Annotated in this window: 18 protein-coding genes; 5 read left to right on the forward strand and 13 right to left on the reverse strand. The window is 45.1% G+C overall.

Features of this window, described 5'->3' with window-relative positions; all coding sequences use genetic code 11:
• Positions 1–211: 211 nt before the first annotated feature.
• Both FYJ39_RS11630 and FYJ39_RS11635 read right to left on the reverse strand, forming a co-directional pair.
• Positions 212–772 (reverse strand): rubrerythrin family protein, encoded by a 561-nt coding sequence (locus FYJ39_RS11630; RefSeq protein ID WP_154472630.1) that lies wholly within the window; start codon positions 770–772, stop codon positions 212–214.
• A 293-nt stretch (positions 773–1,065) separates the two neighbouring features.
• Positions 1,066–1,590, reverse strand: coding sequence for an adenine phosphoribosyltransferase (locus tag FYJ39_RS11635; RefSeq protein ID WP_154472631.1), 525 nt, complete (start codon positions 1,588–1,590; stop codon positions 1,066–1,068).
• Between the two features lie 160 nt (positions 1,591–1,750).
• Here FYJ39_RS11635 and FYJ39_RS11640 point away from each other — a divergent pair, with 160 nt between their 5' ends.
• Positions 1,751–2,500: a DeoR/GlpR family DNA-binding transcription regulator gene (locus FYJ39_RS11640; RefSeq protein WP_154472632.1), complete on the forward strand. Its 750-nt coding sequence runs from the start codon at positions 1,751–1,753 to the stop codon at positions 2,498–2,500.
• Between the two features lie 214 nt (positions 2,501–2,714).
• On the forward strand, positions 2,715–3,368 hold the full coding sequence (fsa, locus tag FYJ39_RS11645) for a fructose-6-phosphate aldolase (RefSeq protein ID WP_154472633.1): 654 nt from the start codon (positions 2,715–2,717) through the stop codon (positions 3,366–3,368).
• A gap of 263 nt (positions 3,369–3,631) precedes the next feature.
• Here fsa and phoU read toward each other — a convergent pair whose 3' ends face one another.
• The 10 genes from phoU to FYJ39_RS11695 form a co-directional block, all read right to left on the reverse strand.
• Positions 3,632–4,294 carry a phosphate signaling complex protein PhoU gene (phoU, locus tag FYJ39_RS11650; RefSeq protein WP_154472634.1) on the reverse strand — a complete coding sequence of 221 codons (663 nt, stop codon included), beginning with the start codon at positions 4,292–4,294 and terminating at the stop codon, positions 3,632–3,634.
• Between the two features lie 23 nt (positions 4,295–4,317).
• Positions 4,318–5,079 (reverse strand): phosphate ABC transporter ATP-binding protein PstB, encoded by a 762-nt coding sequence (gene pstB, locus FYJ39_RS11655; RefSeq protein WP_178258411.1) that lies wholly within the window; start codon positions 5,077–5,079, stop codon positions 4,318–4,320.
• A 21-nt stretch (positions 5,080–5,100) separates the two neighbouring features.
• Entirely contained in the window at positions 5,101–6,006 is a 906-nt protein-coding gene (pstA, locus tag FYJ39_RS11660) for a phosphate ABC transporter permease PstA (protein WP_154472635.1), read from the reverse strand.
• Positions 5,996–6,934 (reverse strand): phosphate ABC transporter permease subunit PstC, encoded by a 939-nt coding sequence (pstC, locus tag FYJ39_RS11665; protein WP_154472636.1) that lies wholly within the window; start codon positions 6,932–6,934, stop codon positions 5,996–5,998. The genes pstA and pstC overlap by 11 nt, the downstream gene beginning before the upstream one ends.
• A gap of 28 nt (positions 6,935–6,962) precedes the next feature.
• Positions 6,963–7,880 (reverse strand): phosphate ABC transporter substrate-binding protein, encoded by a 918-nt coding sequence (locus FYJ39_RS11670; RefSeq protein WP_154472637.1) that lies wholly within the window; start codon positions 7,878–7,880, stop codon positions 6,963–6,965.
• 375 nt (positions 7,881–8,255) lie between these two features.
• Positions 8,256–9,350: a phosphotransferase enzyme family protein gene (locus FYJ39_RS11675; protein ID WP_154472638.1), complete on the reverse strand. Its 1,095-nt coding sequence runs from the start codon at positions 9,348–9,350 to the stop codon at positions 8,256–8,258.
• Between the two features lie 3 nt (positions 9,351–9,353).
• Positions 9,354–10,280, reverse strand: coding sequence for a nucleotidyltransferase family protein (locus tag FYJ39_RS11680; protein WP_154472639.1), 927 nt, complete (start codon positions 10,278–10,280; stop codon positions 9,354–9,356).
• A gap of 40 nt (positions 10,281–10,320) precedes the next feature.
• A complete protein-coding gene (locus tag FYJ39_RS11685; protein WP_154472640.1) occupies positions 10,321–11,211 on the reverse strand; it encodes a carbohydrate ABC transporter permease in 891 nt (296 codons plus the stop codon).
• A gap of 14 nt (positions 11,212–11,225) precedes the next feature.
• The gene (locus FYJ39_RS11690; protein ID WP_178258415.1) at positions 11,226–12,131 is read right to left on the reverse strand and encodes a carbohydrate ABC transporter permease; all 906 of its coding nucleotides are present in this window, start codon (positions 12,129–12,131) and stop codon (positions 11,226–11,228) included.
• Between the two features lie 100 nt (positions 12,132–12,231).
• Complete coding sequence (locus FYJ39_RS11695; RefSeq protein WP_154472641.1) at positions 12,232–13,551, reverse strand: ABC transporter substrate-binding protein; 1,320 nt, start codon at positions 13,549–13,551, stop codon at positions 12,232–12,234.
• 871 nt (positions 13,552–14,422) lie between these two features.
• Here FYJ39_RS11695 and FYJ39_RS11700 point away from each other — a divergent pair.
• From FYJ39_RS11700 to FYJ39_RS11710, 3 genes are all read left to right on the forward strand, one after another.
• The gene (locus FYJ39_RS11700) at positions 14,423–15,328 is read left to right on the forward strand and encodes an AraC family transcriptional regulator (RefSeq protein WP_154472642.1); all 906 of its coding nucleotides are present in this window, start codon (positions 14,423–14,425) and stop codon (positions 15,326–15,328) included.
• 1,089 nt (positions 15,329–16,417) lie between these two features.
• Positions 16,418–17,797, forward strand: coding sequence for an ADP-ribosyltransferase (locus FYJ39_RS11705; protein ID WP_154472643.1), 1,380 nt, complete (start codon positions 16,418–16,420; stop codon positions 17,795–17,797).
• 144 nt (positions 17,798–17,941) lie between these two features.
• Positions 17,942–20,590, forward strand: coding sequence for a binary toxin-like calcium binding domain-containing protein (locus FYJ39_RS11710; RefSeq protein WP_154472644.1), 2,649 nt, complete (start codon positions 17,942–17,944; stop codon positions 20,588–20,590).
• 137 nt (positions 20,591–20,727) lie between these two features.
• Here FYJ39_RS11710 and FYJ39_RS11715 read toward each other — a convergent pair whose 3' ends face one another.
• Positions 20,728–21,147 (reverse strand): hypothetical protein, encoded by a 420-nt coding sequence (locus tag FYJ39_RS11715; RefSeq protein ID WP_154472645.1) that lies wholly within the window; start codon positions 21,145–21,147, stop codon positions 20,728–20,730.
• Positions 21,148–21,306: the final 159 nt, after the last annotated feature.

Below are 21,306 nucleotides of genomic sequence, written 5' to 3' on the forward strand. Positions count from 1 at the left end.
TTATAAATTTATTTATGTAAAAAAGCAAGGGGGGCAGGGAAAAAACGGGATTCCAATTATAGCATACTGTAATCTCTATTCCAAGCAACCTAAAAATACCGCCGGCCGGGTATCGGCTGACGGTATAAGCTTTTTCATACTCCAGTATTTTCCTGGCAGTCAGCACACAGCATTCTGTCCAGAGCGTTTTCTTTCTTAACCGCAGATCCGGCTACCTGTTTTGCTTCTGTATCTGGGTCGGCTCAAAGGAACCAATGGCTCCGCATAAGCTGCAGACATCCTCTCGCTTCTCGTAGGTCGCTCCGCAGAACATGCAGCGGTAGCCCTGAACTGTAACTGTACGCGGAGTCGGTTCCTGTACCTCCTGCTTCTGGCTGCCCTTTGCCAGTTCCGCAAGAGCCATCAGAAAACGGTGCTCATGATCCCGTTCAACAGAAGCGATTTTTCTGAACAGCTCCGCAATCTCAGTAAAGCCCTCTTCCTCCGCCTTTTTTGCAAAATCCGGATACATGGAGGACCACTCCCCAAATTCTCCGTTCATAGCCTCCTTAAGATTAGCCGCGCTGTCCCCAATGCCGCCGCTGAAGGTTTTATAGAGAAGCTTTCCATGGATGGATTCGTTCTTGGCCATCCTTTCAAAAAGCTCTGCTACCTCTCCATGGTTTTCCTTCCTGGCCTTCTCCGCAAAAAAAGTATACTTATTTCGTGCCATAGACTCTCCGCTGAAGGCCGTTTTTAAATTTTGTTCTGTCTGACTTCCTTTTAGCTCCATTTTATCATCCTCCTCAAAATAGTAATAATTTTTAACGCTATATTAACACTTATATTAATACCATTATAAGTAGGACATTTTCTTATGTCAATCGCTCGGATTGTTTTTGGCATATTTTTATATCACATAATTAATTAAATATTCATTCGATTTCTTTCAGGGAGCTGCCTCCGCCTCGTACTACTGCCGGCACGCTGCTGCCTCCAATCAAAAGGATGCCCCGCAGCCAGACGCAGAGCATATAGAATCTAAGGTAAAAGGGAGCTATATTGTCATAAAGCAATCAAAGGCGGTTAATTTCCCTCATACATAATTGCTGATTCTACCTCATAGCCCTTCAGCCTCTCACGGCCCTTCAGGCCCTGAAGCTCCATTACGAAGCAAACCTTTACCACAGTGCCACCCAGCTGCTCAATCAGCTTAATCATGGCTTCTGTGGTTCCTCCGGTAGCGATCAGGTCATCGACGATTACCACCTTCTGTCCGGGCTTTATAGAATCTCTGTGCATTTCGATCTCGGCTGTGCCGTATTCCAGAGCGTACTGGGTGGAAATCGTCTCGCAGGGAAGCTTTCCCTTCTTGCGGACAGGAACAAAACTCTTATGCTGTACATAAGCCACCGGCACTCCGAAGATAAAGCCTCTGGATTCCGGCCCCACCACTACATCATAATCCAGATCCTTTACCATATCAATCAGTCTGTCCACAGCCAGATGAAGGCCATCTGCGTCCTGCAGAATACTGGTCACATCCCTGAATATAATTCCCGGTTCCGGAAAATCTGGGATACTTCTTACATATTCCTCTAATCTCTTCATTTTTCTCTCCTTCGTCTTTCCCTGGGCTCCCAGCCTCTGCATCCTATTATAACCAATTCCTGTAAGCCTGTAAAGTCCAATGGGCCAGTGTAACCCTCTTGCCCTGGGCCGGAAAATTGATTATAATTAAGGAAAGGACATCATGAACAGGAGAAGAAGCATGTTAAAAGAGGAACGGCAAACACTTATATTGAATCGCCTTCACACCTCTGGAAAGGTGGTCGTAAGCAAACTAGCTGTAGAGCTGAATGTATCAGAGGACACCATCCGCAGGGATCTTCTGGATCTGGATCAGAGGGGTCAGGTAAAACGGGTATTCGGAGGAGCCATCCCTCTGGAGCGCCCGGTCATCAGCTATTTTGACCGTGAGAGCGCTGATGTGGAATTAAAGCAGCGTCTGGCCGAGAAAGCTCTTACCTTTCTTAAGCCGGAGCAGCTGGTAGCCATAGACGGCAGCAGCTTTAATCTCCACTTTGCCAAGAACATTCCCAACCATATCCGGCTGACCGTTCTTACCAACAGCTATTCTATTGCCCACGCCTGTTCTATGAAGGAGCAGGTGGATGTGATTGTGCTGGGAGGCCGGCTTCTTAAGGACTCTATGACCAACGTGGGAGAAACAGCAGCCCGGCAGGCAGCTCTCTACCACCCGGACCTCTGCTTCATGGGCGTGTACGCCATACACCCGGAGTATGGCATGACCATCCCCTATCCCGATGAGGTCAGTGTTAAGAGCCAGCTGATTCAATCCTCCAGGCGGGTTATTGCCCTGGTAAATCCCATTAAGCTGAATACGGTCTCCAGATACCATGTATGCGGCATTGAAGCTTTCACCACCCTTGTCACAGACGAATCTGTGTCAGGAGAAATGGCGGCAGATTACAGAAACCGGGGACTGGATTTCATCTAGCCAAGGCACGTCTGCACGAGTTTGCGTTAAATCTTTCATAAATTGCATGCTTCCTATTTTAATTCTATATATTTTTCTTAATTTATCGCATATTATCGCAATTTCATGCGTTTTTTTGCTTGACATTACGGTAATATAGGCTATAATACACTTAGAGAGTATAAAAAGCAGGGCGAGGCAATTCCCCGTCCCAGAGAACACAGGAGGATTTATCATGAAATTTTTTGTTGACACAGCGAATGTAGAAGATATCAGAAAAGCCAATGATATGGGCGTTATCTGCGGCGTTACCACCAATCCGTCCCTCATCGCAAAGGAAGGCAGAGATTTTGGCGAGGTCATCAGGGAAATTACCTCCATCGTAGACGGTCCTATCAGCGGAGAGGTTAAGGCAACCACAACCGACGCAGAAGGCATGATTCAGGAAGGCCGTGAAATTGCAGCCATTCATCCCAACATGGTAGTTAAGATTCCTATGACTGTAGAGGGGCTAAAGGCAGTTAAGGTTCTGAGCGCCGAGGGTATCAAAACCAATGTAACGCTCATCTTCTCCGCCGCGCAGGCGCTGCTTGCCGCAAGAGCAGGCGCTGCATACGTGTCCCCATTCCTGGGACGTCTGGATGATATCTCCACGCCGGGCATCGACCTGATCTGCGATATTACAGAGATCTTTCAGATGCACAATATACAGACCGAGATTATCGCAGCAAGCGTCCGTAACCCGATCCATGTCATCGACTGCGCTAAGGCCGGCGCTGACATCGCTACCGTACCCTACGGCGTCATTGAGCAGATGACAAAGCATCCTCTGACTGATCAGGGAATTGAGAAATTCCAGGCAGATTACAAGGCTGTATTTGGCGAGTGATTTGTCTCCTTTCTAAAACATAAACTGCCTTTCTAGGTATTCCATAAATAGAGTCTCAGACAGCAGAAAAGCAGTTGAAGCAGGAAGCTCCATCACCGGCTTTGCCTGTTGTCTGTAAAGGCGGCGTAATCGGCCCTTGCGAAAATAGTGCATTATAAAACACGGTTCCAAGCGTTATCAAAACTATCTGGAACCGTGTTTTTACTCATCCTTTTTTACATGGCAGCCTGTTTCTGCCTCCTGCATATAGGCTCAACGCTTTCTTATATAATCCTTACATTCTTCAGGGCCCCTGTCTTAGAAAACTGCGTCCATTCACACACATTCACTGCATGGTCTCCGATGCGTTCCAGGTACTTGGCAATCATCAAAAGATCAATTCCCTGATCCACCTGGTCAGGAGAGGTCTTAAGAAGCTCCACCACATCAGTTTTTACCTGGTTGAACAGGGCATCCACCTCATCATCTTTTTGTATAATCTCCAGGGCAGCGTCCACATCCTGGCGGATAAAGGCTTCTATTGCATCATGAACCATCTTCTGAGCGGCAGATGCCATCACAGGAAGATGCTTAACGATGTGGTATGCGTGCTTGCTCTTGGTTCTCAGTATCAGCTCCGCAATATCCGAAGCATGATCCCCGATACGCTCCAAATCCGTAACCACCTTAAGGGCGGTGGACACCTGGCGCAAATCTCCTGCTACCGGCTGCTGACGCAGTATCAGAGACAAGCATCTGGCTTCAATCGCCCGCTCCATATCATTGACAGTTCTGTCTCCCTTAATGACATCCTCCGCCATCACATAGTTCTGATCCTCGAAGGCTGCAAAGGTCTGCTCTATTGCAGCCTCCACCGCATGGGCCATTTCCTTCAAATCCTTTTTTAACGCTTCCAGCTCATGCTCATAAGTAACACGTACGCTCATTCCAAACCTCTTTCAATATTTGATTAGCCAAACCGGCCCGTTATATAATCTTCCGTCCTCTTATCCCCCGGCATCGTAAACAGCTCATCGGTGGTAGCATACTCTACTACCTCTCCCACCAGAAAGAACGCCGTATAATCTGCGATACGGGTCGCCTGCTGCATATTGTGAGTTACGATGGCCACCGTATACCTGCTCTTTAAATCATCCATCAAATCCTCTATCTTCAGTGTTGAGATAGGATCCAAAGCAGAGGTAGGCTCATCCATCAAAAGAACCTCCGGCTCTACCGCCAAAGCCCTGGCAATGCACAGACGCTGCTGCTGTCCGCCGGAAAGCCCCAGGGCAGACTTCTTTAAGCGGTCTGACACCTCATCCCATAATGCCGCGCCCCTTAAGCTTCGCTCCACAATCTCATCCAGCTGTCCTTTGTTCTTAATACCGTGAATCCTTGGGCCATATGCTACGTTATCATAGATGCTCATAGGGAAGGGATTGGGCTGCTGGAAAACCATGCCGATTTTCTTTCTCAGAAGCGTTGTGTCTACCTGAGGGGAGTAAATATCCTCATTGTCCAGCAGAACGGTTCCCTCTATCCTTACGCCTGGCACCAGATCGTTCATGCGGTTTAAGGTCTTAAGATAGGTTGACTTTCCGCAGCCGGAGGGTCCGATGAACGCAGTAATTTTATTTTCATATAAATCCATAGTAATATCTTTTAAAGCATGATTTTCGCCATAGTACAAATTCAGGCCCTGGGTTGAAATCTTTGTTTTGGTTTCCACTGATTATTTCCTCTCTTTTTCTCAGGCGTTGGTTTCTACATTCAATTTATAGGACAGATACTTTGCCAGCCCGTTGATTCCAAGAACTATTACCAAAAGCACCACAGCCACTCCAAAGGCCTCATTATACTTCGCCTTCTGCATAAACAGATACAGCTGAATGGTCAATGTGCCGCCTGACTCAAAAATCTTAGAAAACAGATTTCTGGGCAGGTAGTATCCGCTTCCTGCGGTAAACAAGAGCGCTGCCGACTCTCCTACGATACGCCCGATTGCCAGAATCACTCCCGTGAGTATACCAGGCATAGCGCTGGGCAGAAGAATTGTACGAATCATATACCACTTCGTAGCTCCGATTCCCAAAGCGCCGTGGCGGTAGCTGTCAGGCACAGTCTTTAGCGCCTCCTGAGTCGTCCTTGTAATCAGCGGCAAAATCATAAGTGTCAATGTCAGCGCACCTGTCAAGATAGAATAGCCCAGGCCCAGAGTATTTCCAAAAAACACCATACCGAAAAGACCAAATATAATAGACGGGATGCCGGAAAGAGTCTCTGTGGTAAATTCAATCAGACGCACCGCCCGCCCCGGCTTCGCATACTCATTCAGATATACGGCAGAGCCGATTCCCAAAGGGGTTGCGATTAACAAGGTGATTACCACAATGTATAGGGTGTTAATAATATTTCCCAGGATACCATAGGTACCCTTTGTAGCGCTGGAGGCAGTGCTCAAGAAGGACCATGTCACATGGGGAAGGCCCCGGACAAAGGCATAGCCCAAAATGCCTGCCAGAAGGAGAATGGAAAGGCCCGCACACCCATAGATAATGCCTGTAAGAAGTACATCAGAGGGTCTTACACGTCTTCCGTAAATGCTGTCCCTTGGATCAGAATCGCCGTGAATGGAAACTGCCATATCACTTGTCATTTTTTTTATCTCCTTTCTTTAATATTCTGGTCAGGCTGATATTAATAAACATGATAAAGGCAAATAGTACCAAACCAATGGTAAAGAGCACCTGTCTGTGAAGCCCTGAAGCGTAGCCCATCTCTGAAACGATAGCTGTAGTAAGGAAGCGTACAGAGTTAAATGGAAAAGGAATATTAACGGAGCTTCCCGATACAAGGCTGATGGCCATAGCCTCTCCAATGGCGCGGCCGGTGCCCAGAACCACAGCCGTAATAATACCCGATCTGGCAGCAGGCACAATCACATGAAAAATCGTCTGAATCTTAGTGGCTCCCAACGCCAAGGAGGCGCTCTTTAAATGAGCTGGAACGGCTCTGAGAGAGGACTCGCTGATATTGATTACCGTAGGCAGAATCATCAGGGCCAGTACCAGCACCGCTGATATGAGATTCGCTCCGCCTGTAAACTGGTGGGTTTCAGAGCCCTTAAAAAGAATCAGCTCCAGCTTATACATCAGCGGATTCAGAATCAGAATACCCAAAAGGCCGTATATGACAGAGGGAATCCCAGCCAACAGCTCCACTGCAGGGCGAACCATGCCGCAAAGCCTTGGAGGAGCAACTTCTGCCAAAAAAACAGCCGTCATTACCCCGATTGGCACCCCGATTAGGATGGCCAGGAAGGTGCCTACAATAGAGGTCAAAATAACGTAAAGAATACCAAAGCTGGGTTCCGCTGCCGTCGGCTGCCACACCGTCTGAAACAGAATATCCCCAATACCTACTTTAAATAGTGCGGGCGTACCGCTGATGAGCATATACAATGTAATAGAAGCAACAGCTAACACGGCGAAAAAGCCGCAGACAGTAAAGATTACCTGTGCAGCTTTTTCAACGGCAGACTTGCTGCCATGATGGGAACGTATGGAAAAGGTTTCCGTAGTCATGCAGGAAAGTCTCCTTTCTATCTCTCTATTAGTCTACTGTAATCAGACCTACCGAGCGGACAATTTCAGTTCCCTCATCAGAGCTGATAAAGTCAAACATAGCCTTAACCAGTTCATTCTGCTGGCTGATTTCTCCCTTGGTTGCCATTACGAAGGGACGGCTTAAAAAGTAGCTGCCTGCCTTGATCGCTTCCTCCGTAGGCTCAGCCCCCTCCAGCTTCAGAGCCTTTACGCTGTCATCCACCACATCCAGCGATACATAACCGATGGAGCCTGGAGTAGATGCAACCTTAGCCATAACTGCCCCTGTACTGTCCAGCTCATTGCTGTACTTACAGGCGTCCTCAAGGCTTAACAGCTCCTCAAAGGCGCTTCTTGTACCGGAGCCAGCCTCACGGCCAATGACCACAATCGGAGCATCGCTTCCTCCCACATCCTTCCAGTTAGTTACGGCTCCTGAATAAATATCCGACAGCTGCTGCTTTGTCAGATCCTCTACTGCATTTGCCTTGTCAACCACTACCGCGATACCGTCGATTGCTACAATATTCTCTGCCACACCCTTGGCCTTCTCCTCATCCTTTAAGTTTCTGGAAGAATTACCAATATCCGCAGTTCCGTTGCTTACTGCCTCGATTCCTGCACCAGAGCCCACAAACTCAGCCGTTACCGTTACATTAGGGTATTTTTCCATAAATGCTTCGCTCAATGCATTTGCAAGCTTCTCCATAGAGGTGGAGCCTACCATGCTGATGGAACCGCTTAAGCCTGCCGCCGTCTCTGCTGTGGCTGCTGTCGTATCCATGGCCTCCGTATCGCCTGCTGCCTCCGCTCCAGAGTCTGGTTCTGTTGTCTTTGCTGCCTTTCCGTTACATCCTGCTACCGCTCCCACAGCCAGAACAAGGGAGCTCATAAGTGCTATTACCTTCTTGCTGTTCATTCTCATAATACATTGCCTCCAAATTCATTGGCGCCAGTCTATCTGTACGCTTTCTATTTTCTTTTCACCTGTTACAAGATGGAGTATACAAAAGATTTACATGAGCTGAAAGCAAGGTATGGTATAGTTTTTGTAAAATCTGTGTAAACCAGCATAAAGATTCTGTAAGGAGAGCCTGCAATAGAAATTTAAGAAAATCCTACAGCAGCATACCGCTTGGTATCAGCGCAAAACAGCCGGTCTTAATCCTTCTCAGGATGAAGCCGGCTGCTGCACTATTATTTGAAAGGCAAAAAGAACCTAATGCCATCTCTTTTCCTATCTATGCCTTATAACTCCCTGTAAGGACAGGCTGTATTCAGGAATCATATACAGAGACGGCTATAAAAATGCCCTGACAATTTCCTCCATCTCATTCCATTTCTTCTCCATATCCTCTACAAGCTTAAACTGGGTTCTGCAGCGATCCAGATTGTGCCTCTCCCTAGCTGTCTTAAAATATACATCTCCCTCCAGATAATCCGTCAGAAACCTCATTCCACATTCCAACGTCATCAGACGGGCGCCCTGAGGCAGCATGTTCACCTCATGCTCTGTCAGGCTTCCTGCACATCCCTCTAAAAAGCCCTTTGTATATGTTTCAAACAGAGGAAGGGACAGAGCTACCTTGCTCAGATCCCGTTCATCCTCCTCAGCCGTGTTGGCCCCAAAGCGGATGGAATCTCCAAAATCAAAGATGGATAGTCCCGGCATAACCGTGTCCAGATCAATGATACAGATGGCCTCGCCGGTGGCGTCGTCAATCATTATGTTATTTAGTTTTGTATCATTGTGAGTCACCCGCAGGGGAAGCCTGCCTTCCCGGAGCATATCCATGGCAAGGCCCATGTCTGCGCTCCTGTCCATAACAAACTGAATCTCCCTTTGAACCTCACTGGCCCGGCCGCATATATCTCTCTCCACAACCTCTTTAAAGGTAGAAAACCGCCTGGGCGTATCATGAAAGCCTGGTATGGTCTCAGCCAGCTCCTTAGCCGGATAATCTGCCAGCAGCCTCTGAAAATGTCCGAAGGCCTTCCCGCTCTGATAAAAGTCCTCAGGCTTTTCTACCAGATTATAGCAGGTGGCATGCTCAATAAAGAGGTACATTCTCCAGTAATCCCCTTTACTGTCTACATAAAAATGGTTTCCCGCCTTCGTATTGATCAGATTCAGCGTCTCCCGATCGGGATCTCCTCCATTTTTTATAACTTCCCGTCTTAAAAAGGAGGTTACTCCCTGAATATTTCTCATAAGAGAAACAGGGTCCTTAAAAATGCCTGTGTTCATTCTCTGCAGAATATAGGGGCGGCCGCACACCAGCTTAAAGGTGTCATTGATATGACCGCTTCCGTACCGCTGGCAACTTACCACCTCTCCCTCAGTAGCAAATGCCTCTGAGGCTTCCTTCCAAATACATGTATCCCTGTCTCCCATCCTTTAGTCCTCCCAAAGTTTCCGGGGATACAATCCCCTGTCCTTCAATTCCCGGATGGCATTTACCACCACCGCCTTATCCTCCTTATAGGTTACTCCGTACCAGCGATCCACGCTTTTTCGCACTGTAACCTCTGCCTTTCCGGCTTTTAACAGTTCATCTACTACATAGGGCAAAAAGTACTCGCACTTTAGCGGGTTCACTGGAAGATTTTCCTTTAAAAAGGCGCTGAATCTTTTTTCCAGCTCTCCTATAATGCTTTTTGTAAAGCCCCACATATTCATGGACACGATGGTGTCCTCCTCCAGCCTGGTCCAACTGGCCCCGTCGTCCTCCGTATATTCCGCCACGTCTCCGTGCTTCTCAATCCTGGTGCGCTCATGGATATCCTTCAGATGTCCGCTTTCGTCCACTGAGCAAACGCCTCTGGCCACATGCCCGTTTTCCGTAAGTGTATTATACAGCTGATAGCCTATCATAGTGTACTGATACCGCTCCTGATCCTCCGACTTCATCAGCTGGTCATAAATCATGCGAAAGGCCTCCTTTCCGTAGTAATCATCTGCATTAATAACCGCAAAGGGTCCATCGATCAGCTGACTGCAGCAAAGCACCGCATGGGCCGTACCCCAGGGTTTTACTCTTCCTGCCGGAACAGAAAAGTCTGCCGGAAGCTTATCCAGCTCTTGATATACATACTCCACCTCTATCTGTTTGCTGATGCGGTTACCGATATGAGACTTAAATTCTGCCTCAATGGACTTCTTGATGATAAAAAGCACCTTCTCAAAGCCTGCCTCCTTTGCATCAAAGATCGAAAAATCTATAATAATATTTCCGAACTCGTCAATGGGGTCTATCTGCTTTAAACCACCATAACGGCTGCCCATACCAGCCGCCATTATCACCAAAACCGGCTTTTTACCCATGTCATTTTACCTCGTTTCCACTTAATATTATGTTTTTATTTTATCCTTTCACCCCGCCGCCTGTAACGCCCGCAATAATCTTCTCAGAAAGGAAGAGGTACAGAATAAAGGTTGGCAGGAAAACGATAACTACAGCTGCAAACATACCGGCCCAGTCCCCCGTATACTTCATGGAATTGATCATCGAATAAAGCCCGACCGCTACAGGACGCACTCTGTCCGAGTTGCCGAATATTAAAGATATAAAGTATTCATTCCAAATATTAATAAAGTTAAAAATGGTCACAGTTACAATTCCCGGCTGGGCCATAGGGAGCATAATCAGCCAGAAGGTCTTTACAGGCGGACACCCGTCAATGGCAGCCGCCTCCTCAAACGCCCTGGAAAGATTGGCAAAAAAGGTGGTCAGAAAAATGGTTGTATAGGGCACGTTGATACCCACATAAAGGAATATAAGAGTTCCCATATTGGCAGTCACATTGTTAAGAATATTCAGACCTGCTACAATGGCAAAGAGCGGCAGGACAATCATGACCACAGGAACGCCCATGGAGGCAACCAGCCCTGTCTGAATCAGCTTATTACAAACAAAATCAAAGCGTGACAAGGCATAGGCTGCCGGCGCACAGATTACAATTAACAGAGTGCAGGACACAATAGAGTAAAGAAGAGAGTTAAAGAAAATTGTAGATACATTGGAGTTAACCCAGGCCTTTACATAATTTTCAAAATGAAATCCGCTGTCCAGCAGCTTATCCGCAAAAATTTCCTTTGTGGTAGAGAAGCTTGCCATAAGTACCCATCCTAATAACAGACAGGTGAATAAAATCCAGAGAGTAAGCGCCAAATACCCAGGCGCCAGCTTTAGCTCCTTCTTCAATCGGAAGGGCTCTCTGTATTTCCTTTCTTTTTTTCTAAATAATCCAGCCATTTCATGCCCCCTTTCTAGAATTCCAAATCCTTGTCTTTTAGCAGGTGGTTACAGAGCCAGAAAACAGCTACCACGCATACGCTCAGCATAACGCCCACAGCTGCGCCGATACCGGCATTTCGTTCCGTAACGCTATTGCCAGCTCCAAAAATCTGCATATACATGTAAACCATCGGCGTGATGGTCTGGGTATCAGCCGTTACCGTTGAAAACAGCTGGGACCATACGAAAAAGCCTACGCTTGTCACGCTCCACATGGTAACATTCGTTCTGAACACACCCTTTAGCAGAGGCAGTGTAATATAACGGAACTGGCGGAATTTGTTGGCTCCATCCAGAGTTGCCGCCTCATAGTATTCGTCGCTGATCCGCTCAATTCCACTGGAAAAAATCAGCATATGGTAGCCTACCATACCGAAGCAGTAAGCCACAAGAAGAGCCATAAACTTATGGTCATTATCCAGCCACTGAATCTTTGCCAGAGCATCCAGGCCCAGCTTTGAAAAAAACGACTTTAGCAGGCCATACTTAGGGCTGTATACATATTGCAGCCACATGGTAGCCAGGGCTACCGCACTTACAATATTGGGCAGATAAATCATGGCCCTGAAAAAACTTTTGAACCGAATACCGCTGGTAATAATCACCGCAAACAAAAGAGCCAGGGACATAACAATAATACCGCCCACAAACCAGATACGAGCCAAATTCCACATAGAGATGCGGAACAAGGTGGTATTTGCCAGCCTTGTATAATTTTCAATGCCGGTAAAGGTCCATTTTGACATAGGGTCCGTGATGCCTTCAATTTTAAAGAAGCTCATTAAAATCGTTCTGATAATGGGGTACAGGAATATCAGAATAAACATTACCACTGCCGGTGTCATAAATACAATAATCATACCTTTGTTTTTTTTCACACCTGTGCCTCCTTACTTGCTGAACATGCCTTCCCGGCATGGTATTGGATGTAAAAAAGGTGGCAGCGCGAAACGATGCCACCTCTAAAACGCCCAAAATTTAGTTTCCCGCTGCCTTCAGATTTGCCACAAACTCGCCGGCTGTGATAGTGCCGCTGCAAAGCTTCATCATGTTCTCCTTAATAATAGGAGTCATATCCACATTATCCTCTGCTCCGGCTGCCCAGGGGTAGCGGGTTTTAAGACTCTCAAGGACAGGCTTTACATCTGCCAGCTGTGACGGCCACTCTGTATTTGTTGTATCAGAGGGGATTCCCAGAGATTCCTCCGAAAGCTTCTTGTCAAACTCGCCCTTGGTAATATAGGTGATCAGCTGGAACGCAGCCTCTGCATTCTGAGAATTTTTATTAATCGCCAATACCTGAGCTCCGAAATTGGACGCCTCTGTGCCGTCCTTTCCTCCCTCAACTGCCGGGTAGCTAAAGCAGCCCCACCGGAAATCATCGCCTGCCATGTTCTTTACTTCGTTAGGCAGCCAGGAGCCATTAAGGTACATAGCCGCTGTCCCCATTGCCAGTTCCTGATTCTGGCCTGCCGGAAACACATTGGAAGCGATATTTTCAGAGAAATATCCCTTCTTGGCAAACTCCTCATAGGCTTTGGCAGTCTCCATCACAGAAGGATCATCCCACTTGTTATTTTTTACAATATCAGAGGTTGCCTCATACCCGTTGATTCTGCACATGTGGTGTCCGAAAAGGCACAGAACATAAGCGTCATCGCTGGTAATCGGCGTATATCCCGCATCCTTAATTTTCTGGCAGGCCGCATCCAGCTCAGCCCAGGTAGTGGGAACGGATGTAATTCCTGCCTCATCAAAGATATCCTTGTTATAGAAAAACGCAAATACATTAGGCTGATACGGAATGGATTTAAGGGTTCCGCCCCCTACTTCCCGGCAGGCCGCCATCAAAGACGCGTTGGCCGTAGCCTCATAGCCGGCACCTTTGGCCAGCTCCTCCAAATCCATCAGATAGGAGCCCCAGGTGCTGTTTACACGGTCAATATCCTCATCAAACAGATCGATATTGGTTCCTGCGTCCAGAGCAGGCTGAAGTCCTTCTCTAATGCCAGTACGTCCTTTAAACTGAAGATCCACCGTAATACCTGTGTCTGCCGTAAATTTGTCAACTGCTTCCTTGATTACCTGGCCCTGGGGCTCCGTTGACTCCCACATAGACCAGTATACCAGTCCTTTGGTCTCTCCACTGGAAGCTTCTGTGGTATCTGCCGCTGTGGTAGCTGGGGCTTCTGCCTTAGCATCTGCCGCCCCGGTCTGTGAGCCGCCTCCTGAGCAGGCTGTCAGAGAGCCAGCCATCACCGCTGCCAATGCCAGAGCACATACATTCCTTTTTTTCATCAAGACTTCCTCCTTTTTTATTTGGGCAGTGTCAAGTATTGCTGTTCCAATCGGCTCCTCCCCCCCAATGAAAGCAAGGGTTCCAGGCGTTTTTACCCCTGAAAAGCCTATCCCCCTTTTTACCCTCTTGATAACCAGTTAGTTTACTTCCGAACCCCTGTCAAATTCGGGCTAAAAACTGAAATGCCCCCAAAAGCCGGGCAATTCTTAAGGGACAAAGCCTGCCTGAATTTTGTATTGGACAGGGCTTTGCAAAGCATAAATGAATAATCCAGAAGGATGGAAAGAGGACTGGTTTTTTCATAAGTCACTTTCCACTGCCCTTATTTGTGTTTTTGTCTCATCAAGAACATTTTCTATATCCTAATTATAGTAAATATGTACATTTAATTCTTTGGATAATCTATTATTATTTTTGCACAAAAGGGTTAAATTATTAATTGTATACAAATATTCTCCTTCCATTTTTTATTATTATATCACTTTTATACACCTTTCAGGTCTTAAGTTCTTTTATAAACGCATTAGAAGCATAACAGCCGGAATATCTCCTTTTGTATCCTTTATCTCGTAAGCAGCAGATTTCATTCTCTTATTTAACATTGGGCGTCTTCGAGGTATAATATCACCAGACGGCATACCTCGCTGGTTCAGTGACACGCGAAAGCGGGTCAAAGCACCCAACCGGACCATGTGCGCCCCCGAAGGGATACCATGACCGGAAGATATGGTATACTAGACACAAAGCGGCTAGTATGGCTGCCGGTCTGGGATGCAGCAAAATAAGGCTCCACGAATTACATTCTATTTTGCCGCACCCCCTCGATGCTTTGTGGTATAATCATAAAAAAGGCAAGGAAGGTGAACGCTTATGGCTTATCAAAGCGTAGAATTAAAAGACAGTATTTCCATTAAAAAAATCGTGTCGGTTCATTACTTTCAGTACATGAGCGATTTTTCCTTTCCTGGAGAAAGCCATAACTTCTGGGAACTGATTTGTGTTGATCGCGGAGAAATTGACGCCATTGCCGGCGATCGAAGGCTGACTCTCAAAAAAGGCAATATACTCTTTCACAAGCCCAACGAATTTCACAATGTGCTGACCAATGGCCGGGTCTCTCCCAGCCTTGTGGTGATCGGCTTTGAATGTCACTCGGAGTGTATGAAGGCCTTTGAAGATCAGCTTATGAACATACAGGATACGGAAAAGGAGCTGCTGGCTCAGATTATCATTGAGGCCCGCAATACCTTTTCAGGACGTCTAGACGACCCTTATCAGGAGCAGCTAATCTTTCTGGAGCCCTCTGCCTCCTTCGGGTCGGAGCAGCTTATAAGCCATTACCTGGAGCAGATTATGATTCACCTGTACAGGCGGTATTTCTCTTATTCCCTGCCTGTAAATACCCATCGGCTTTTACCTTCTGAGGCCGGCAGCGGCAACGACACCTTCAACCGAATTGTCCGCTATATGCAGGAGCATATCAGCGAGCAGCTTACCATTGAGCGCATCTGCAAGGATAACCTGGTAGGCCGCTCACAGCTTCAAAAAATCTTCCGGGACGCCCAAAAATGCGGGGTTATCCAGTTCTTTTCCAGGATGAAGATCGATACTGCCAAGCAAATGATACGAGATAATCAAATGAATCTGACCCAGATATCTGACCGTCTGGGCTATACCTCCATCCACTATTTTTCACGGCAATTTAAGAAAATCACCTCCATGGCCCCCTCAGAATATGCTACCTCCATCCGCCTTCTCTCTGAAAAGCCAGTATAAGCCAAAGACAATTAATGATGTATACCGAAAGGAATTGTTTATGATCTGTTTATTTTATCAATAATTAAATAATTTCAGATAATTAAAAAAATATATAAAATTAAACAAATTAATTATCAATTTATTTAGATATAGTATTGACAAATCAATTTTGTAATGTTATTATATGCTTAATTTAATAAAGCAAAAAGAAAGGAGGCTTAGTCCATTGAATTCTTCAGCAGAAGCATCGGATTGTTCGTAGTATGATCCATTCAGGTTCTATCTGAAGCATCCTGCATAACAGCAGCTCAGACGATCGAACCCAAGACCGGCGGCAGGGCTTCACATTGGACAACCTGTTGCGCCAAATACCGCATAAAATCCTCTATATGCAAAAAAGCAGAGGCGAACCTATCTAATTTTACATATGAAATATGTAACATACTTATCTTTATGGAATTCACAAAAGATCGATTGAATATACCAAATCATATCTATATCCAAATCCACAGAAGAATAATCGAATATACAATTATATCTTTATTCAAATCTACAGAAGAATAATCGAATATACCAAATCATATCTATATCCAAATCTACAGAAGAATGATGCAATATACTTGGTTTATCAATTTTACAACTGGCTAGTAATGATTGATCATACATAGCTAACCTGAAAACACAATATGTACTTTACCTGTAATCAGCGCCATCCCTGCAAGAGCAATTTGTAAGGGCAGCAGCCCTATGGACATTACCTATTTACCTTGGGATAGAAGAATGTCCTATTCATGAAAAGCTGGCATTTAAGGCATCGAAAGCTATTTCTCTTGGAACGTTGGAGAGGGCGCCTTCAGCAGATGTAACGGACAACCTTACAGCAGCCTGAGGGCATCGGATTATAGAATCTGGCAAAGCATCACCTGGCTACGGCCCTTTGCAGATTTCAGGCAGCAAAGAAATAGCATCAATTAAGCTGGAAAGGAGGCTGAGCATGCGAAAGTCAGCTTTATATTAAGCTCTGATTTTCAACAGAAAGCATAACGGGATAGAAGGCCCCATGGATTTCAGGTTAAATAAACACTCTTAAAATCATGGAGGAAAGGAATGAAACCATTTAAGAATCGTTGTATATCCCGATTGTTAATACTGAATCTGCTTCTGGCTAGTTTATTAACAAATACCACCTATGCACGAGATTTACATCGTTATACCTGTCAAACAGCTAACAACCATATATCCAGAGGTATGACAGAACGGCCGGAAGATTTCCTGAAGGATAAAGAAAAGGCCGAGGCATGGGAAAGAAAAGAAGCAGAGCGAATCGAAAAAACCCTTGAAAAGCCTGAACGAGAAGCATTGGAATCTTTTAAAAAGGATTCCGTAGAATTAACGAAATACTCTCAGACAAGAAACTATTTTTATGACTATCAAATAGAAGCAAACGAGAGAGAAAAAGAGTACAAGGAGCTTAAAAACGCGGTATCCAAAAACAAGATAGATAAACCTATGTTTGTTTATTATTTCGAATCCCCTGAGAACTTTGCATATAAGAAAGAAATAAGAACAACCGCTCAAAATGAAATCTCTTTGGAGAAGTTTAATGAATTTAAAGATACGATTCAGGATAAATTATTTAAGCAGGATGGCTTTAAGGATATCTCTTTATACGAACCAGGTAAAGGGGACGAAAAGCCAACTCCCCTGCTTATACATTTAAAATTACCTGTCAATACGGGTATGCTGCCCTATACCACTTCTGAGGGTGTAAGCACCCTGATCGAGCAGGGATACAGCATAAAGGTGGACAAGGTTGTCCGCGTCGTATTAGAAGGGAAGCAATATATAAAGGCAGAGGCCTCTGTAGTAAGCAGTCTGGACTTTAAGGATGATGTAAGTAAAGGTGACGCTTGGGGAAAAGCAAATTACAGTAACTGGAGCAATCATTTAACTGCTAACGAGCTTGCTGATGTAAATGACTACATGCGTGGAGGCTATACTGCTATTAATAACTATTTAATAGCCAATGGTCCCGCAAATAATCCGAATGCAGAGCTGGACGCTAAGATCACCAACCTTGAGAATGCGCTGAAGCGCGAGCCCCTTCCGTCTAATTTAATTGTATATAGACGATCCGGCCCTCAGGAATTTGGATTAACCCTTACTTCTCCTGAATACGACTTTAATAAGGAGGCAAATGTAGCCGCATTTAAAGAAAAATGGGAAGGACAAACACTGTCATATCCAAACTTTATCAGTACGAGTATCAGCAGTGTTAATATGAGCGCATTTGCTAAAAGAAAAATAGTGCTGCGCATCGCTCTCCCCAAAGGTACTTCCGGAGCCTATGTATCAGCCTTGCCCGGCTACGGAGGTGAATATGAAGTACTCTTAAATCATGGGAGCAGCTTTAAGATTAACAAAATTGATACCTTTAAAGATGGAGCCACCACAAAATTAATCGTGGATGCAACATTGATACCGTAAGATTTTCAGATTTAACATTTACAGGTAATTGCGAAACTCACTGATTGAGATATATGTGCTTTTTTATAGAAATAGATTCGGTTTAGCCATAATACAATCCTGATTTTACGCAGCCTATTAACGATATTTGAAAGGAGACAAGCAATGAAAAGAAAGATGACGAATAAAAAGGCCTTAAACTTTATAACACTTGCAGCAATAGCCAGCCAGGCATTCGCATGGCCTGCATATGCGCAAACGGTTACCCCCAATTACACTGACCCCAATATCCCCAGAACAGAAGCAGCAAGGGAAGCCCCACTTCCCAGCAGCGGACTAATGGCCTACTTTTTCTCTGATGAACACTTTAAGGATCTTGAACTAATGGCCCCAATGAGAAACGGAGGTTCTGAATTTGATCAAAAGGAGGCGCAAGCGTTTATAACAAAGGATCGCATAAAATCCATTCGCTGGACAGGCAGAATTATTCCTTCTGAAGATGGTGAATATACCCTATCGACGGATAAAGAGGACGCTTTAATGCAAATAAATAATTCAGGCGATATTGCCAAAGAGCTTACGGTCAATATGAGAAAGGGTCAGGAATATACGATCCGAATTGAAATAAAAGACAGCGGTTTAAGCTCCATCGAAACGCTCTCAGCCCCTGCCCTTTATTGGGAATTAAATGGCAATAAGGCCGTAATACCTGAGGAAAACCTGTTTCTTAGGGATTATTCGAACATAGATGAGAACGATCCATTTATACCTAATAATAATTTTTTTGACCGGAAGCTGAGAACAGCCAGATCCGTCAACTCAGGCTGGGAGGATGAAGATTTAGATACGGATAATGACAATATCCCGGATGCTTATGAACAAAATGGCTATACCATCAAGGATTTAATCGCAGTAAAGTGGGAAGACAGCCTGGCAGCACAGGGATATAAAAAGTATGTGTCAAATTATTTGTCAGCAAATACGGCCGGCGATCCCTATACCGATTATGAAAAGGCTTCCGGCACGTTCGATAAGGCCATCCGGGCAGAAGCAAAAGACCCATTAGTTGCGGCATTTCCAGTTGTTGGCGTTGGCATGGAGCGGTTGATTTTATCAACGAACGAGCATGCTTCCATTGATCAGGGCAAAACAGTTTCCAGAGCCACTACAAACAGCAAGTCTGATACAAATGTAGTTGGAGTATCGGTTAGCGCCGGATATCAAAATGGCTTTACCGGCAGCGTTACCACAAGCTTTTCTCACACTACAGAGAATTCAACCGCTGTTCAAAACAGCAACGGAGAATCCTGGAATACCGGCCTGGGCATCAATAAAGGGGAATCTGCATATATCAACGCAAATGTCAGATATTATAACACAGGTACTGCTCCTATGTATAAAGTCACGCCAACCACTAATTTAGTATTAGATGGAGAAACCCTAGCAACCATCCGGGCGCAGGATAATCAAATTGGTAATAACCTGTCTCCAAACGAGACCTATCCAAAAGCAGGCTTATCTCCTTTAGCGCTTAACACGATGGATCAATTTAGCGCCAGGTTAATTCCCATCAATTACGACCAGCTTAAAAAATTAGATGCAGGAAAGCAAATCAAATTAGAAACCACACAGGTAACTGGAAATTATGGGACTAAAAACAGCCAGGGACAAATAGTTACCGCGGGTAACAGCTGGTCTAACTACATAAGCCAGATTAACAGCCTATCTGCATCTCTCATACTGGACACAGGAAAGGAAACCCTAGAAAGACGTGTTGCGGCCAAGGATTCAAATAATCCAGAAGACAAAACACCTGAGCTTACAATCGGAGAAGCGGTTGAAAAGGCCTTCGGTGCTACAAAAAATAACGGCTTATTATATTTTAATGGTATTCCCATTGATGAGAGCTGTGTTGAGCTTATCTTTGATAATCATACAGCTAACCTCATCAAGGAGCGCTTAAAAACCTTAGATGATAAGAAGATATATAATGTCAGGCTTGAAAGAGGAATGAATATCCTAATAAAGACACCTTCATTCTTTACTAATTTTGACGGATATAATACGTTTCCTGGATCCTGGAGCAATACTGATACTGCTAATCAGGATGGTTTACAAGGCGCGGCAAATAAGTTAAACGGCGAGACAAAGCTTACAATCCCTATGACTCAATTACGCCCTTATAAACGCTATGTTTTTAGCGGATATGCAAAAGCCCCTTCAGCTGCTAATCCGATTACCTTAAGCATCAAGGCCAAGGAACAGAAAACAGTTACTGTAACCCCAGGCAACGGCTACACCAAATTCAGCTGCGAATTTGAAACAACGGAAGCAAACGCTCCCAATGTAGAAATTACCTTAACCGGCAGCTCCGTCTTTTTGGATAACCTATCCATTACAGAATTAAACAGTATACCTGAAATCCTGAAAGAACCTGAGGTTAAAGTTCCAAGTGACCAGGAAATTGTGGAAGCCCATAAGACATATTATGCAGATATAAATCTTGATATGAGTACCGGAAACGCATATATAGACGGTATGTATTTTGAACCAACACAAACCAACAAGGAAGCCCTTGATTATATTCAGAAATACAGAGTAGAGGCTACCTTACAAAACACAGGCTTCAAGGATATTGGAACTAAGGATAAGGAGCTGCGTAACTATATGGGAGATACAAATCAACCTAAAACCAATTATGTAAACCTTAGAGGTTACTATACAGGAGGGGACAAGGTTATGTCATATAAAAAGCTAAGAATCTATGCAGTTACCCCCGATAACAGGGAAATACTGGTAATGAGTGTGAATTAACTATGTATTAGCTTAGACAGTCCCAAGGCCATTTAAGACTCTGTATGAGGGCGTCCCAACAGCCATGCAATGACTTGCGGGGCGCCCCCTCTTTATGAGCGCCTGGTTCGATCCCGCAAAATCACATATCATTTACCTCATCCGCTTTTCCGGATAAAATCTGTTCCGCATTTGGGACAATGGATACTCACCCTTCCGTGGCCTCTGGGAATACGCACCCTCTGCTTACAGCCCGGGCATTTAAAAATACGGTATTTCCGGCCCTCTGTCAAACGGAATCTCATCTTTTTCCAGTACTCCGTTACATAAAACCTGTATCTCAAAAAAATCTGGTTTTCCTGATACCGCCTGCTGATATTTTTGGAAAACATACGCAGATATACGGTTATAAGGCCTATAAAAGCAAACGCCTCCAGCAAAAGAGAGGGAAGCCGCCCCCTAATCATCACATTCAAAAGCAGCAGGAGCAAAACCGCCCAAGCCATAGACTGACCAAGCTGATCCATGCCATACCTTCCTATCATAAAGCTCCTAAATTTCTCTCTTAATTGTTTCATCGATTCTACTTCCCTTCCTCTAGCTTCCCTGCTTATATACTGAAATCTCACTGAAAAACACTATAAACTACTTTGTCCAAGAAATCAATGCCCCGGCCGGTTATTAATGAATTGTTTATAACTGCTTCCTGGCCTGAACATAGTAAATGCTTATTGCCT

This window comes from Clostridium porci (genome assembly GCF_009696375.1).
GTDB lineage: Bacteria > Bacillota > Clostridia > Lachnospirales > Lachnospiraceae > Enterocloster > Enterocloster porci.

Bases quoted from the DNA above. Each gene is read 5' to 3' on its own strand.
- FYJ39_RS11705 (WP_154472643.1), top strand. From the start codon at position 16,418: ATGAAACCATTTAAGAATCGTTGTATATCCCGATTGTTAATACTGAAT.
- FYJ39_RS11710 (WP_154472644.1), top strand. From the start codon at position 17,942: ATGAAAAGAAAGATGACGAATAAAAAGGCCTTAAACTTTATAACACTT.
- FYJ39_RS11715 (WP_154472645.1), bottom strand. From the start codon at position 21,147: ATGAAACAATTAAGAGAGAAATTTAGGAGCTTTATGATAGGAAGGTAT.
- fsa (WP_154472633.1), top strand. From the start codon at position 2,715: ATGAAATTTTTTGTTGACACAGCGAATGTAGAAGATATCAGAAAAGCC.
- FYJ39_RS11675 (WP_154472638.1), bottom strand. From the start codon at position 9,350: ATGGGAGACAGGGATACATGTATTTGGAAGGAAGCCTCAGAGGCATTT.
- phoU (WP_154472634.1), bottom strand. From the start codon at position 4,294: ATGAGCGTACGTGTTACTTATGAGCATGAGCTGGAAGCGTTAAAAAAG.
- FYJ39_RS11630 (WP_154472630.1), bottom strand. From the start codon at position 772: ATGGAGCTAAAAGGAAGTCAGACAGAACAAAATTTAAAAACGGCCTTC.
- pstA (WP_154472635.1), bottom strand. From the start codon at position 6,006: ATGACAAGTGATATGGCAGTTTCCATTCACGGCGATTCTGATCCAAGG.
- FYJ39_RS11635 (WP_154472631.1), bottom strand. From the start codon at position 1,590: ATGAAGAGATTAGAGGAATATGTAAGAAGTATCCCAGATTTTCCGGAA.
- FYJ39_RS11670 (WP_154472637.1), bottom strand. From the start codon at position 7,880: ATGAGAATGAACAGCAAGAAGGTAATAGCACTTATGAGCTCCCTTGTT.
- FYJ39_RS11700 (WP_154472642.1), top strand. From the start codon at position 14,423: ATGGCTTATCAAAGCGTAGAATTAAAAGACAGTATTTCCATTAAAAAA.
- FYJ39_RS11695 (WP_154472641.1), bottom strand. From the start codon at position 13,551: ATGAAAAAAAGGAATGTATGTGCTCTGGCATTGGCAGCGGTGATGGCT.
- pstC (WP_154472636.1), bottom strand. From the start codon at position 6,934: ATGACTACGGAAACCTTTTCCATACGTTCCCATCATGGCAGCAAGTCT.
- FYJ39_RS11640 (WP_154472632.1), top strand. From the start codon at position 1,751: ATGTTAAAAGAGGAACGGCAAACACTTATATTGAATCGCCTTCACACC.
- FYJ39_RS11685 (WP_154472640.1), bottom strand. From the start codon at position 11,211: ATGGCTGGATTATTTAGAAAAAAAGAAAGGAAATACAGAGAGCCCTTC.
- FYJ39_RS11680 (WP_154472639.1), bottom strand. From the start codon at position 10,280: ATGGGTAAAAAGCCGGTTTTGGTGATAATGGCGGCTGGTATGGGCAGC.